The following is a 15,595-nucleotide window of genomic DNA, read 5'->3' on the forward strand; positions in this document are numbered from 1 at the left end:
ACCGTACGTACGGTGGTGTGAGAGGACGGAGGTTAATCACCTCCTCCTACTCGATTTTTTATTGATGAAATGCCCCCTTCCTTGGCAGTGAGGGAGGGGGATTGCTTTTTATTATAGTTGCAGAGTTTTTTCTCGTATTGACGCACGTTTCCGACTAATTTCGACAGTTTTTGTCATCTTTATTTTGATACAATAAAACCATGTCGAAATAGGTTTTAACTAACAAATAAGGAGTTCCGATGTTACATGTCCAAAGGAATGATTGATAACAAGCAACGTGGTTTAGTAGGAGATGCGCTCAAAAAGCATATGCAAAAAGGAAGCAAACTCTCTATTGCGGCAGCTCATTTTACGTTATATGCTTTTGTAGAATTAAAAAAGGAGCTTTCACAAATCGAGGAGTTGCGTTTCATTTTTACGGAACCAGCATTTGTGAGGGGTGATCATTTAGCGAATGAAAAAATTGCAAAAAACGAAACATTGTTATACGGTGTGGAAGAAGAGCAAAAATATAAAGCCGAGCTAAACCAAGCGTACATAGCAAAAGAATTTGCGAAATGGTTGAAGCAAAAAGCGAAAATAAAATCGGTTACTACGCGCAAAATTGAAGGCGGGCTATACCATGTCCAAAATAAAGACGGAACGCAAATTGGATTGGTCGGTGGCGCTCCTTTTTCCAGCCCAGGACTAGGCTACAGCAACTCGTCCAACATGTATATTAACACGATTACGGATGATGAAAAGGAGAATATGGAATTATTACGACAATTTGATGATATTTGGAAAAACGAGTATGCCTTGCAAGATGTAAAGGAGCAAATTTTGCGCCAATTAGAGGTATTGTACCAAGAGCACACGCCCGAATTTATTTATTTTGTTACACTTTACAATCTTTTTAAAGATTTTCTGCAAGAAACGCGCGATTACAGCACGTTACAAACGAAAACGGGCTTTGAAAAGACAACGATTTGGAATAAACTTTATGACTTTCAGCGCGATGGTGTGGTTGGAGCGATTAATAAAATTGAAACATATGGAGGCTGCATTATTGCTGATAGCGTCGGATTAGGAAAAACATTTGAAGCATTGGCAATCATTAAATATTACGAATTACGAAATCATCGCGTTCTTGTGCTTGCGCCAAAAAAATTGCGGGAGAACTGGGAAATTTACCGCGCGAATGACAAGCGAAATATTTTGCTAGAAGACCGCTTCTCTTATGATTTGCTAAATCATACCGATCTGTCGCGCAAAAGCGGATATAGCGGAAACATTAATTTAGAATACGTCAACTGGGGAAATTACGATTTAGTCGTCATTGATGAATCGCACAATTTCCGTAACAATGACCCGCGGAAAAGCCATATTACTCGCTATTCACGTTTAATGAACGATATTATTAAAGCAGGCGTGAAAACAAAAGTGTTGATGCTTTCCGCAACTCCTGTTAACAACAAACTGGACGATTTAAAAAACCAAATTGCTTTCATTACGGAAGGGAATGATAAAGCATTAGCGGAAACCGCCAATATTAAAAGCATTAACCAAACGATTCGCCGTGCACAGTCGCAATTTAAAAAATGGAGTAACTTACCTGAAGAAGAACGAACGACAGAACGACTATTGGATATGCTGAGCTGGGACTATTTTACATTGCTTGATTCACTAACGATTGCTCGCTCGCGCCGTCATATTGAAAAATATTATAATGTGAACGCGATCGGGAAATTCCCGCAACGGTTAAAGCCGATCAATATAAAAGAGACGATTGATGCAAATCATGAATTCCCATCGCTCTCTATCATTAATAATGATATTTTACGTTTGCGGTTTGCGCTTTATTCGCCGATGAAATACATTTTACCGCATAAGCAGGCGTTTTATCACGAAAAATACGACACGAAAGTCGCCAATGGACGTGTGTTTAAACAAACAGACCGTGAAAACAATCTCGTCTATTTAATGAAAACGAACTTATTAAAGCGTTTAGAAAGCAGCATCTACTCTTTCTCGCTAACATTAAAAAGTATTATTGAACAAATTGATACTCAATTGTCTAGGATCGAGAACGAGGCTACTAACATTGGCGAGTTGGCTGAGATTGACATGGAAGACGATGAATTAGAAGAAGCATTTGTCGGGGCAAAAGTGAAAATCGCCCTGCGTGATATCGATCGTATCCGTTGGAAGCAAGATTTACTATATGATCGTACCATTCTACAAAAGTTATTGGATTATGCTAGCCAAGTGACACCGGAACGCGACCAAAAAATGTTGACGCTTAAAAAGATGATTCAACAGAAAATCGCACACCCAATCAATGGACAAAATAAAAAGATACTCATTTTTACGGCGTTTGCCGATACCGCAAAATACTTATATGAACATTTGCATCGCTGGATTCGGCACGAGTTCCATCTTCACTGTGCAGTAGTGACAGGGAAAGACCGGCCGAAAACGACGTTTCCGATGCAAAAAACGGACTTTAATAACGTTTTAATGCATTTTTCTCCTACGTCGAAAGAGAGAAGAAAACTAATGCCTGATATGACAGACGAAATTGACATTTTAATTGCGACAGACTGTATTTCGGAAGGACAAAACTTGCAAGACTGTGATTATTTAATTAACTACGATATTCACTGGAATCCGGTGCGCATTATTCAACGGTTTGGCCGGATTGACCGAATTGGAAGCAAAAACGAGCGAATTCAGCTTGTGAACTTTTGGCCGCCAATGGAACTCGACGAGTACATCAACCTTGTCGGCAGAGTAAAAGACCGTATGGCAATTCTCGATATTTCATCGACCGGGGAAGAAGATGTCCTTTCTGGCAACAGCAACGAAATGAAAGACCTTGAGTATCGGAGAAAACAACTGGAAAAACTACAAAGCGAAGTAATAGATTTAGAAGATATTTCTGGAAATATTTCGCTAACCGACTTTACGATGGATGATTTTCGCATGGACTTATTGAATTTTATGAAACAAAACAAAGAAATGATCGAAACAGCACCTTTCGGACTGTTTAGTATGACAACCAATAAAAATGAAAAACTAAGAGACGACATTCATCCAGGAGTTATTTTTTGTTTAAAGCAAATCAATCATTTTACGACTACCCATGAACAAAACGCCCTTCACCCGTACTACTTAGTGTATGTGAAAGAAAATGGAGAAGTATTATACAACCACGTCCATGTGAAAAAAATTTTGGATTTATACCGGTCATTATGCCACGGAAAAAACGAAGTAGAAAACCAGTTATATGCGGAATTTTACGAGGAAACGAAAAACGGAAAAGAGATGGGCGTATACAAACAATTGCTTGAACAAGCGGTAGAAGAGATTGTCGGAAAAATCGATCAACATGCAACGTTGAACATTTTCAGCTTAGGAAATTTAGATCAACTGATGACAACAGCCAATACGAATTTACAAGATTTCGAAATTGTTTCTTATCTTATTATCAAAGGGTGAGAATGATGGCTGGAGTTGCGTTTTATCAAATGATTGGTTTGGATTCTCACGTTCGTCCGCTTCACAAAAAATTGGATAAAAAAACGTTTTACGATTTTGCGGATTTAAACAAAAAAGAAAAAGACTATGTTACGAAATATGTGGAGCGGATCGAGTTAACGTATGTATTAACGCCAAGCAACATGAATATCCAGCCATTCATCAATGAAGAGTACCATTATGAAGGGGTTATGTTTATCACCATTCGGTTAAGAGAGGAAACAAAAGATTCCTACGTTTCAACGATCGGCGAGATCATTCAAGGAGCGCTTCCGAATCCTGTTGTCATCGTGTTTGAAAAGCAAGGGAACATCCAAATGGGTACGTGTATAAAGCGGCGAAACAAAGTGGACCGGTCACAGGCGGTTTTAGAACAACAAGCTTACACTCCGTGGTTTCCGCTCAATGAAACGAATGAAACCGTTCGGCAGTTTATCGCGTCCATACATATGAAAAACGTATCATTTGCGCATTTCTTTCAGTTTTATCACGATATTCACCGTGCTGTCCAAGCGTTTCAACATGTCCATGCAGTTGGTGCGTTTTATATCGCAGCAAATGAACAATCGCAGCAACTGATCGCACAAATCAAGCAACTAGAAACAGAAATCGCTGCGTGGAAAGCGAAGCTAAAAAAAGAAACGCAATTTAATCGCAAAGTAGAAATGAACATGAACATTCACGAATTAACAACGCAAATCGAACAATTAAAACAACGATTAAAATGAAAGGGGAAAAACGATGGAAAAGCTAGACGGAAAATCTTTGGATTTAGTGCAAACAAACATTGAAGCATTAAAACAGCTATTCCCAGAAGTCGTGACGGAAGGAAAAATCGATTTTGAGAAACTAAAGCTTGTGCTTGGCGAAGAAATTGAAAAAAGAAACGAGCGATACGAATTTACATGGCACGGCAAGACACAAGCCATGAAACTCGCGCAAACGCCGTCAACCGGAACGCTTCGACCAGACAAACAATCAAGCAAAAACTGGGACACGACGGAAAACCTTTATATTGAAGGGGACAACCTCGAAGTATTGAAGCTATTGCAAAAATCATACTTCGGCAAAATTAAAATGATTTACATCGACCCGCCATACAACACTGGAAAAGACTTTGTTTATAAAGACGACTTCCGCGATAACATTAAAAACTACAAAGAAATGACGCAGCAAACAACAAAAGCCAATACGGAAACAAATGGACGGTATCATACCGATTGGTTGAATATGATGTACCCGCGGCTAAAACTGGCGAGGAATTTGTTAAGGGAGGATGGATTTATATTTGTGAGTATAAATGATAGTGAGCAGGCTAATTTAAAGAAGATAATGGATGAAATTTATGGGGAAGATCACTTTCTTGCTCAGATTATTATCCAATCCAATAAGCGTGGTCAAACATATAAAGATATAGCGAACACTCATGAATACTTACTCTTATATTCTAAAAGTGAGCAGTCTTCCTTATTTGAAATATTGAAACAAGACAACTCTTTACCTTATGAAGATAAAAAAGGTAAATTTGATCTTTGGGAATTGAGAAATCGTAATCCTAAATTTGGTAGACATAATCGACCGAATCTTTATTTTCCTATCTATGTTTCCCCCTCATTGACAGACGAGAATGGTTATTCACGAGTATCTCTCAAGAGAACTAATGAGTATTTCATAGAGGTTTATCCGAAAAATAGTCAAGGAAAAGAGAGTTGTTGGAGATGGAGTTCAAGTAAAATAATGGAAGAAGGTGATTTGGGAAGTGAGTGCCCTACAATTATAGCTAGGCAAAAACAAAACGGTGATTGGAATATTTACGAAAAATCTAGAAAAAGCACAACAAAACCAAAATCTCTATGGAATGAAACGGAAGTAATAAATGAACAAGGAACTATTGAACTAGGTATTTTAAGTTTAGGAGCGTATTTTGATCATCCTAAACCGATTCACCTAGTTAAGAAGATACTGACTATTTCATCAGAGAAAAATGATATAATTCTCGACTTCTTCTCCGGCTCAGCAACGACAGCCCATGCGGTGATGCAGCTAAATGCCGAAGATGGTGGAAATCGGAAGTTTATTATGGTTCAACTGCCAGAACCGACTGCTGAAAATTCAGAAGCGTATAAAGCCGGTTATAAAAACATTTGCGAAATCGGAAAAGAGCGCATTCGCCGTGCAGGGGAGAAGATTGTGCAAGAAACAGGGAAGACGGATTTAGATATCGGGTTTAAAGTGTTTAAATTGGACTCTTCAAACGTAAAGCCATGGGATCCTGATTTTGAGAACTTCGAGAAAGACTTAGTAGAGCAACTAAATAATCTAAAAGAAGACCGGACAAAAGAAGATTTATTGTATGAAATTTTATTAAAAATCGGTCTGCCGCTGACGACGTCGATTGAAGAAATCGACTACAACGGCAAAACGATTTACAACGTCGGGTTCGGTGCGGTGCTACTATGTTTAGAAAATGACATTGATTTAGACATTGTCCACGAAATGATGAAACATAAGTCCGAGCATTTATCGCCGAAAGTCATTTTTAAAGAATCGGGCTTTATGAATGACTCGGTGAAAATAAACGCCATTCAAACATTGAAAAAGAACGGAATCAATGATGTAAGGAGTGTGTAGGAAATGAAGCTAAAGTTTCATGGATGTTTAACCTACCAAAAACAAGCAATTGATTCCGTCGTCCAGATTTTTAATGGACAAGAGCTGAGCCAGTCAAATTTTACTGTTTCGTATGGACCAAATGCCGGAATGATTCAAACAGCGCTCGGGATAGGAAATCGTTTAGACCTTACGTCGGACGAAATCTTAAAAAACGTTCAAGACGTGCAAATGAAAAACGGCTTGCCGCGCAGCGAGAAGTTAGACGGTATGAATTTCACAATCGAAATGGAAACAGGAACAGGGAAAACGTATGTGTACTTGCGAACGATTTATGAATTAAATAAACATTACGGTTTTACAAAGTTTGTCATCGTTGTACCGTCGGTCGCCATTCGCGAAGGCGTTTATAAATCGCTGCAAATAACAAGAGATCATTTTAATGAACTATATGACAACAAGCCGCTAGAATATTTCATTTACGATTCACAAAAACTGGACCGCGTCCGCAATTTTGCGACCGCTACGACGATTCAAGTGATGGTTATTAATATTGATGCTTTTCGCAAAAGCTTTGAAGATCCAGAAAAAGAAGACAAAGCAAACGTCATCCACCGTCCGAACGATCGCTTAAACGGGTATCGGCCGATTCAATTTATTCAAGAAACGAACCCGATTGTTATTATCGACGAACCGCAAAGCGTCGATACGACGCCAAAATCAAAAGAGGCGATTGCGTCACTCAACCCATTATGCACGTTGCGTTATTCGGCGACACATGTTGATAAATACAATATGATTTATCGGTTAGATGCGGTCGATGCTTACAACCAAAAACTTGTTAAGCGAATTGAAGTCATGTCCGTCCGCTCCGAACCATCGTTTAATGTGCCTTACATCAAGCTAGTAGATGTGAAGGAACGAAAAGCAACGATTGAACTTGATGTCGAGACGCGTGGGAAAGTGAAGCGAACGACGAAAACGGTGAAATATGGTGACGACTTATATGACATTTCTGGAGAGCGCGACATATATCGCGGTTATATTGTTGAGCAAATTGACTGGACGCCAGGGAACGAATCGATTGAAATTAACGGTCATTATTTACGAATCGGCGATGTCATTGGCGATATGGATGACGATACGATTAAACGATACCAAATTCGCAAAACGATTGAAGAGCATTTAGATAAAGAATTACGCTTGCGTCATCGCGGTATTAAAGTGCTTAGTTTATTTTTCATTGATAAAGTAGCGAATTATCGTGACTACGATAAAGATGGCAACCCGATAAAAGGGAAATATGCCGTGATGTTTGAAGAAGAGTATCAGAAACTCATTCAAAAACCAAAATATCGTACATTGTTTAACGATATTGACGTTAATATCCCGATTGAAAAAGTGCATAACGGCTATTTTGCGCAAGATAAAAAAGGAAGGCTAAAAGATACGAAAGGGAATACAGAAGCGGATACAGATGTATATAACCTTATTATGAAAGACAAAGAACGGTTGTTAAGTTTGGACGAGCCGCTTCGCTTTATTTTCTCGCACTCCGCTCTGCGTGAAGGTTGGGACAACCCAAACGTATTTCAAATTTGTACATTAAAAGATTCAGCGGGAACGTACGTATCGCGACGCCAAGAAATTGGGCGCGGGCTGCGCTTAGCCGTGAATCAAAACGGTGAACGAGTGCAAGATGACAGTGTGAACATATTAACGGTGATGGCGAATGAATCGTATGAAGAGTTTGTCGCTTCTTTGCAAAAAGAAATGGAAGAAGAAACAGGCGTGACTTTTGGCAAGATCGAAAAACACATATTTGCCAAATTAACGTATATCGATCCAAATACAGAGGAACCGATGCAAATGGGCTACGATTTATCGGCTAAGTTGTACGAAGAGCTGAAGCAGCATGGATATATTGACGGTAAAGGAAAAGCAAAGCCGGAGCTAAAAGAAGCGATAGATAATGATACATTACAAATGAGCGATGAGTTTCAGCCTTGGAAGCAAGCGATTTTGCATGAAATAAATCATTACTTGCAGCACTTGCCGATTAAAGATGCGACGAAAAAGAAAAGAGTACAATTAAATAAGCAAGTGTTTTTTGGTGAAGAGTTTCGCCGGCTTTGGGAGCGAATTAAATATAAGACGGTCTACTCCGTTCAAATCGACAGCGATCAACTCATTCAAAAAAGCATAAAAAGCATTCAAAACATGCCGCGTATTGAAAAAATTCGTATTATCAGCCGAAAAGATCAATTGGCGATCGACCGCGTGGAAGGAGTGCAGCTGGAAACTGTCAGTGAGCGAGTGGAAGACTATGTTACCGCTCACCATACGTTGCCAGATATTATTACCGAACTGCAAAACCGTACGAATTTGACGCGAAAAACGATTGTTGAAATTTTGACGGGCTGTAAACGTCTTGATGACTTTAAAAACAATCCGCAAAAGTTTATGGAAGAAGTCACAAAAGTCATCCAGCGCGAAATGAAATTGCTTTTAAAAGACGGTGTAAAATATTACAAAATCGGCGACGATGCGTATTATGCCGTCGAGTTGTTCGAAAATGAAGAGCTGCTTGCGTATTTAAACAACAACGCGATTCGCAGTGAAAAATCGTTGTTCGATCATATCGTCTACGATTCGGATATCGAAGCGAGCTTTGCACAGCGATTTGAAAAGGACGAACATGTCAAAGTATATGTCAAACTGCCACATTGGTTTAAAATCGACACACCAATCGGTGCATACAATCCCGACTGGGCGCTTGTGATTGATAAAGACGGTGAAGAAAAGCTGTACTTTGTTCTCGAAACAAAAGGAACCGACTGGGAAGGCGCACTCCGCCCAGAAGAAGCGGCAAAAATCGACTTTGCCCGCAAACACTTCCAAGCGATCCATACAAACGTCGAATTCATCGGACCGGAGAAAGATGTCAATGAATTTATGCTCCGAGCAATGAGCCGATAGGACAGAACAGGCAAAAGGCAGAGGTTGATAAAACTTCTGTCTTTTTTTATTTTTTCGACAAGGTTTTATAGAATTTTTTGTTGAATCTTGTTATATTGACCATGTAAAATAAAAGAAATAATATTTTAGGGGGGGGATTAAGTGAAATTAATAAAGTTTAGTGTTACAAATTACAAAGTTTTTGAGCAAACGTTCACGATTAACTTCTCTAAAGACTCCATTGTAATTTTAACAGGTCGCAATAATACTGATAAATCGACGATATTGGAAGCTATAAATTGTTTATAAAAGGGGGATATAAATGAAACATTTATTGAATTCACAGGGTTCATATTGGAGAAAGTGGGATCTTCATATTCATTCACCTGCATCTGTTCTTAATAGTGAGTATAGGGGAGACTGGGAGAAGTATATCTGTACACTGGAGAACTTAAAAGATATTAGTGTAATCGGTATTACAGATTATTACTCTATAGAAGGATATAAAAGGGTGAAACAATACAAGGAAGCAGGACGGTTGCAGAACATAGATTTAGTATTGCCGAATATTGAAATGAGGTTAAATATAACTACTTATAAAGATAGGCCTATTAACATACATATTATATTTTCGCCAGAAGTAGATGATTTGATAGAGACATATTTTCTACAAGATTTAGAGTTCGAATATCAGGGGAATCGTTATAAATGTATTGAAAACGATTTGATCACATTGGGGGAGAGATTTTTAGTTAATGATTTTTCTAAAGAGAAGGCGTTATATGAGGGGATGAAGCAGTTTAAGGTGTCTCTCGATGAACTAAAAAAGGTTCTAAAGAACCATGAGAATCGTTTTAAAGATCAGTATATTGTTGTTATTCCTAATAGTAGTGTGGATGGAAACTCTGGTAATAAAGATGATTCCTTTAGAGCAATGAGAAACGAACTTTATCATTTCGCACACGCTATATTTAGTTCTAGTCCCCGTGATAGACAGCACTTCCTTGGAGAAGGACATTTTACTGAAGAACAAATTATTAAGCAGTATGGTAAGCTTATGCCTTGTCTTCACGGTTCGGATGCTCATAATTTTGATCAGATAGGAAACCCTTCAGAAAATAGGTTTATGTGGATAAAAGCTGAACCCTCTTTTGAAGGGTTATTACAAATTCTTTATGAACCGAAGAATAGGGTTGTTATACAACAAGAGCATCCGGATCAAAAATACGATTATGATGTAATTTCATCAGTGAAATTTGATCATAGTGATTTTATAGATAGGGAGATTAAATTGAATCCTGGACTAAATGCTATTATTGGAGGGAAATCATCTGGTAAGTCACTTTTATTATATAAGATAGCACAAGCTGTGTCTTATGAAGAAATTGGAATTAGGGAACAAGATAATTTATGGAAAAACCCATACAAAGATACATTTATAGAAAAAATTAATTTTGAGGTTAAATGGAGAAATGGGGAAATAAGTAAATACGGAGAAAATAAAAAAATAGGAAATGTTACTTATATTCCTCAAATGTATATCAATGCTCTTTCTGAGGATACTGCCAATCAAGTTCTGCAAGGAAAGATACGAGAAATTCTCTTTCAAGATGAAGAAAACAAGAAATATTTAGAAAAAAATGATCAGAGAATATCTGGATTAAAGCAGGAAATTAATAGGTTAATCATAGAGCTTTTTGAAAACTACGATCAAATGTCAGAGTTAAAGAAAGAATTAGAAAAAATCGGGAAAAAGGAAACGATACAGAGAGAAAAAGAAAAGTGGCAACAATTACTACAAGAAAAAATCAAAGTTGCTAGTCTTACTGAAAAAGATGAAGAAGATATGAAAGAGAAGGAAAAAAGTAAAGACCAGATTATCAAAAAGATACAATCATTAGAATATTATAAAAATAAAGATGATAAGTTATCAAACGATTTAAATCTAATATTAGAGATGTTTAATAGTAAAATGGAGACCATTATAGATCAATATAAAGAAAATACTGAGCTATTAGATGAGTTAAGGTTATCTATAAATAGCTCATTTGTAATGGCTCAAAATAAAATAGCACAAAATATAGAAAAATATGTAAAAGAAATAGAGTTAGCGAACAAAGAATTGAGTGAAATTGAAACTTCTCTCTCTTACTTAATAGAGAAAATGAAGGGGGTTTCTGAAATCAAAGTATTAAAAGATAGGATCGCAGAACAAGTTAGTTATTTAAATGAATTGGAAAGAAAAGAAAAAGTTATGACTGAACTAACTAGAAAGAATTCAAAAATTAAAGATGACATTATCGACAGATATCAGAAAATATTCGATATAAAACAAGAAATAAAACATTATTTTAACTCGAAAGACTATTTTAGTAATTTAAAATTACAGGCATACATATGCTTTAAAAATATCGATTTTAATCAACTTTTTATGGGTGCTTTTAACAAGAGAGGAAAATTATTTAATATATTTCCGAATTGTTATGCTAAGGGGGTTTTTGATGAAGAGAGTGATGGATTCATTTTTTCAGAGGAAAAATTCACGGAAAGCATTAAATATTTGTTGGAAACAGTATTATTTATGGAAGATAACAAACTGAAAAAAAGTTACACAAAAAAGAAAGCTATAGAGGAACTTTTAAATCCGGATTTTGTTGATGTGATATTTGATATTGAAAAAGATGGGGATCGATTATCCCAAATGTCTCCTGGAAAAAGAGGACTCATTTTGTTGGAGTTATTTTTGGATATGAGCAATGACAAACATCCGATACTTATAGATCAGCCAGAAGATAATCTTGATAATCGAACTATTTCAACAGAGTTAGTTAGAATTATAAGAGAAAAGAGTCAAGAGAGACAAATAATAATTGTAACTCATAACGCTAATTTAGTTGTGCTGGCTGATGCAGAAAACGTAATTGTAGCAAACCAAGATAAAACATTAAATGAAAACGATTCGCATCGCTTTGAGTACGTAAACGGAGCATTAGAATGCGATTTTGACGACGGAACTAACAAAATTTCTGGTAAAGGTATAAAAACTCATGTTTGTGAAATATTAGAGGGTGGAAAAATGGCGTTTGAAAAGCGAGAGAGAAAGTATAGGTTTTAGATTGATGTAATCCTATCTTTCTTTTCGAAAAAAGATCACGGAGTTTTAGTTTTTGGTACGGTACCTGTGCACTGCGATCCGAAAAGTAGACAGTATAAATTCAGTTCACGTGAAGGAATCAGAGTGGTAAAGCTCTGGTTCCTTTCCTTTTCTCGTCTTTTTCCTAGTGTCTCAGAACCCCGTGAAACTGTCAAGGAGAGCACTTGACAGTCCCACGGAATTCTGAGGAGAGGTCGGTAAGACGAGAAAGAGGAAATATAGCCCACTGGTGCTCGTTGTTAACTAGCCTTTGCATATTGAGTCGGTGTCTGATAATCAAGAACACCTTGTATCCGTTGGTGGTTGTAATAGCGAATGTAATCATGAACGAGCTGCGTTGCCTCTTCCACACTTTTCGTACGTTGCAAATCCTGCTCTATCTCTGTTTTGAGATAGGAGAAAAAGCTTTCTATGCATGCGTTATCAAGCGCATTCGCTTTTCTCGACATACTTGGTGTAATCGAAAATGTATCCATCAGCGTTTTCCATCTTGTTGATCGATATGGCATTCCTTGATCTGAGTGAAGAATTAAGGAATCCTTGATGTGTCTGATTTCTAATGCATACAATAGGGAATCTTCCACAAGTTGAACATCGTGTGTTGATGAAATCTGATGCCCGATAATTTCATTGTTGTGTAAATCCATAACGGCAGAAACAAATAGCTTTTTATCTTCCACGGCAATTTCCGTGACATCTGTGACCCATTTTTCATTCAAACGTGTCGTGGAAAAGTTTCTTTTTAATAGATTTTCATAAATATATCCAGCGGAAGTTGCTTTTTTCACTTTGGCGGGTTGTTTTCGTTTCATGCGAGATTGACATTTTAATCCTAATTCTCTCATTAGTCGACGTACCACTTTTTCACTTACAGGTAGTTGATATTGATTGTTTAACACTGCGTGAATTTTTCGATATCCATATCTCCCTTTATGTTCATGGAAAATCAAAGAGATATATTCTTTTAATTGTTGGTCTTTCTTAGATTCTTTTTTCTTCTTACCCTTTGTTTTCAAGTATTTATAGTAACCAGATTTTGAAATCTGTAGTTTTTCACATATTTTAACGACTGGATATTTTGTTTTGAGCTCGTCTACTACTTTGAACTTCGCTGTCTTCCCTCCCTTTTCAGAATTTGCAGATACTTTTTTAAAATTTCATTCTCCATCTCTAGTTCTCGTATAATAAAATCCTTGTCCATTTCAGGATGATTCCTAACTTTTCGTTTTAGTCCTACTTCCCCGTACATTTCATACTGATCTATCCATTTATAAATATAGTCAGGATCTGTAATCTCAAGATGATGTGCAATGACTTTTACACTCTCTCCCGCCAAGGCTCTTTGAACGGCTTCCAGCTTCAATTCTGAAGAATAGCTTTTATAAGTTCTTTGTTTTTTCGACATGTTCATCGGCTCCTTCCTGTCTTCTGTATGGACATCTTTTTCCCGATTTATACATGTCTACTTTTAAAGGCTCACTCCACTGTCACGCCCCGAAGATTGTCGAAGTTTGATAGAGACAGAGAGTCGTTGGGTGGCTCTCTGTTTTTTCATTTCCGAAGCAGGAATGTTGTTTTTGCTGTCGAAAATATGCAACAAAACAGAAAGCGAGGTGCATATATGGCGGTTGACCATGATCGGTTGTTTAAGGAGCTGATTACGACGTTTTTTGAAGAGTTTCTTCTTCTCTTTTTCCCGCATGTGCATGAGCATATCGATTTTCAGCACGTGTCGTTTTTGTCGGAGGAATTGTTTACCGATGTGACGGCGGGGGAGAAGTATCGCGTGGATTTGCTGGTCGAAACGAAATTGAAAGGGGAGGATAGCCTTATTATCGTCCATATCGAAAATCAAAGCTACGTGCAGCCATCGTTTCCCGAACGAATGTTTATTTACTTTAGCCGCTTGTTTGAAAATACCGAAAGCGCATGTTGCCGATTGCGGTATTTAGCTACGACTATCTTCGCCATGAACCTTCCTCGTTTACGCTCCAATTCCCGTTTTTCGATGTACTCCAATTCCGATTTCTTACTGTGGAGTTGCGCAAACAAAACTGGCCGTGATTACATTCGCCACGACAACCCAATCGCCGCTGCGCTGTTAAGCAAAATGGGGTATACTGAAAGTGAACGAGTGGAATTAAAAAAACAATTTTTACGCATGATCGTACGAATGGAATTAGACGAAGCAAAGCAGCGATTGTTAATCGGCTTTTTTGAAACATATGTCAAACTGTCGGATGAGGAAGAACAGCAATTACGAAACGAGGTGAATGAAATGGAAACGAAAGAAAAAGAACAAGTGTTAGAGTTAATTATTTCATATGAGAAAAAAGCGCTAGAAAAAGGGTTGAAAGAAGGACTACAACAAGAAAAACGCCATATTGCGAAAAAGATGCTGGAAAAAGGCTACGACGTACAGACAATCCATGAACTGACGGAGTTGTCTGTGGAAGAAATTGAGAGGTTGAAGTGATATCGTGTATGTCAAAACCAAAAGAAACTAAATTTCGTGATGCCTGTCACGCCCCTGAAGCATATCGAAGTTCGCTAGGGAGAAAGATAAAAAATTGCCCACTTTTATCGGAAAATTATTTTTCATTCGCAAAAGAGCCATTTCTCGGCTCTTTTTTTGCTTTTGCCGCGAAAAAAGGCGCCGCAAAATTCAATTTTCTTCATTTGCATTTCCCTTATTTCCCGGTTTTAATCAAATTGTACCTCTACATTCCACGAAAGGATGATCCTCATGCAATACCTCGATTTGAAAATGGATTTTATGTTTAAGCAGCTGTTTGGCCATCCGAGCCGAAAGTCGATTACGATGGCGTTTTTAAACGCGCTGTTGCATCGAACAGGTGATGACCGAATCGTCGATGTGCAGTTTGAAAACACCGAACTGACGAAAGAAACAGAAGACGGAAAAACCGGACGGCTAGACGTCATCGTTCGGACGAATCGTGGCGAGCGCATTCATGTTGAAATTCAAATCATCCCGCAATACGGCATGCCGGAACGGCTGTTGTATTACTGGGCGCGGTTGTTTTCGTCTTCTTTATCAAAAGGAGAACGATATGACACACTTCCCCCGACGATTATGATTGCCATCCTCAACTACCCACTTTTTCCGCACGAAACTGACCGCTTTCATACGATATTCCACATCCGTGAAGATGAAGAACAGTTTCTTTGGAGCGATCACCTTGAATTTCATGTGCTTGATTTGTCACAATTTATGGTAAAATGGAAGAAATACCGTCGGGATGTGAAGCAGTCACCCGAATGGCCGTGGCTGACGATGTTGTCGGCGGTGGACAGCCGGACGAAAAAGATCGATGAAGAAATGGTTCGCGAATT

General features: G+C 37.9%; 10 protein-coding genes and 1 pseudogene. 9 read left to right on the forward strand and 2 right to left on the reverse strand.

All coding sequences use genetic code 11. From position 1 onward, the window contains the following. The first annotated feature begins 246 nt into the window (after positions 1 to 246). The 6 genes from CS060_RS12705 to CS060_RS12725 all read left to right on the forward strand — a co-directional run bounded on the left by CS060_RS12705 (position 247) and on the right by CS060_RS12725 (position 12,202). A complete protein-coding gene (locus tag CS060_RS12705) occupies positions 247 to 3,480 on the forward strand; it encodes a helicase-related protein (protein ID WP_035048249.1) in 3,234 nt (1,077 codons plus the stop codon). Positions 3,481 to 3,485: 5 nt separating this feature from the next. Beyond that, a complete protein-coding gene (locus tag CS060_RS12710; protein WP_035048247.1) occupies positions 3,486 to 4,247 on the forward strand; it encodes a DUF4391 domain-containing protein in 762 nt (253 codons plus the stop codon). A gap of 13 nt (positions 4,248 to 4,260) precedes the next feature. Beyond that, positions 4,261 to 6,150, forward strand: coding sequence for a site-specific DNA-methyltransferase (locus CS060_RS12715; protein WP_035048244.1), 1,890 nt, complete (start codon positions 4,261 to 4,263; stop codon positions 6,148 to 6,150). Between the two features lie 3 nt (positions 6,151 to 6,153). Then, a complete protein-coding gene (locus tag CS060_RS12720) occupies positions 6,154 to 9,108 on the forward strand; it encodes a type III restriction-modification system endonuclease (protein WP_035048242.1) in 2,955 nt (984 codons plus the stop codon). A 141-nt stretch (positions 9,109 to 9,249) separates the two neighbouring features. Next, entirely contained in the window at positions 9,250 to 9,396 is a 147-nt protein-coding gene (locus tag CS060_RS14355) for an AAA family ATPase (RefSeq protein WP_231563612.1), read from the forward strand. Positions 9,397 to 9,409: 13 nt separating this feature from the next. Next, the gene (locus CS060_RS12725) at positions 9,410 to 12,202 is read left to right on the forward strand and encodes a TrlF family AAA-like ATPase (protein WP_099669026.1); all 2,793 of its coding nucleotides are present in this window, start codon (positions 9,410 to 9,412) and stop codon (positions 12,200 to 12,202) included. Positions 12,203 to 12,480: 278 nt separating this feature from the next. Here CS060_RS12725 and CS060_RS12730 read toward each other — a convergent pair. Next, positions 12,481 to 13,308 (reverse strand): annotated as a pseudogene (locus tag CS060_RS12730) (IS3 family transposase); the annotation flags it as partial. A 29-nt stretch (positions 13,309 to 13,337) separates the two neighbouring features. Further along, entirely contained in the window at positions 13,338 to 13,646 is a 309-nt protein-coding gene (locus CS060_RS12735; RefSeq protein ID WP_035049899.1) for a helix-turn-helix domain-containing protein, read from the reverse strand. A gap of 216 nt (positions 13,647 to 13,862) precedes the next feature. Between CS060_RS12735 and CS060_RS12740 the strand changes: the two genes are divergently transcribed. The 3 genes from CS060_RS12740 to CS060_RS12750 all read left to right on the forward strand — a co-directional run. Further along, positions 13,863 to 14,717, forward strand: coding sequence for an Rpn family recombination-promoting nuclease/putative transposase (locus tag CS060_RS12740; RefSeq protein WP_231563711.1), 855 nt, complete (start codon positions 13,863 to 13,865; stop codon positions 14,715 to 14,717). A gap of 8 nt (positions 14,718 to 14,725) precedes the next feature. Next, entirely contained in the window at positions 14,726 to 15,025 is a 300-nt protein-coding gene (locus tag CS060_RS14220) for a hypothetical protein (RefSeq protein WP_143269816.1), read from the forward strand. Then, positions 14,988 to 15,595, forward strand: a 608-nt coding sequence (locus CS060_RS12750) for an Rpn family recombination-promoting nuclease/putative transposase (protein ID WP_099669029.1), incomplete at its 3' end; no start/stop codon positions are given. The genes CS060_RS14220 and CS060_RS12750, both read left to right, overlap by 38 nt.

Source organism: Anoxybacillus flavithermus, from assembly GCF_002742685.1.
Taxonomy (GTDB): Bacteria; Bacillota; Bacilli; order Bacillales; family Anoxybacillaceae; genus Anoxybacillus; species Anoxybacillus flavithermus_E.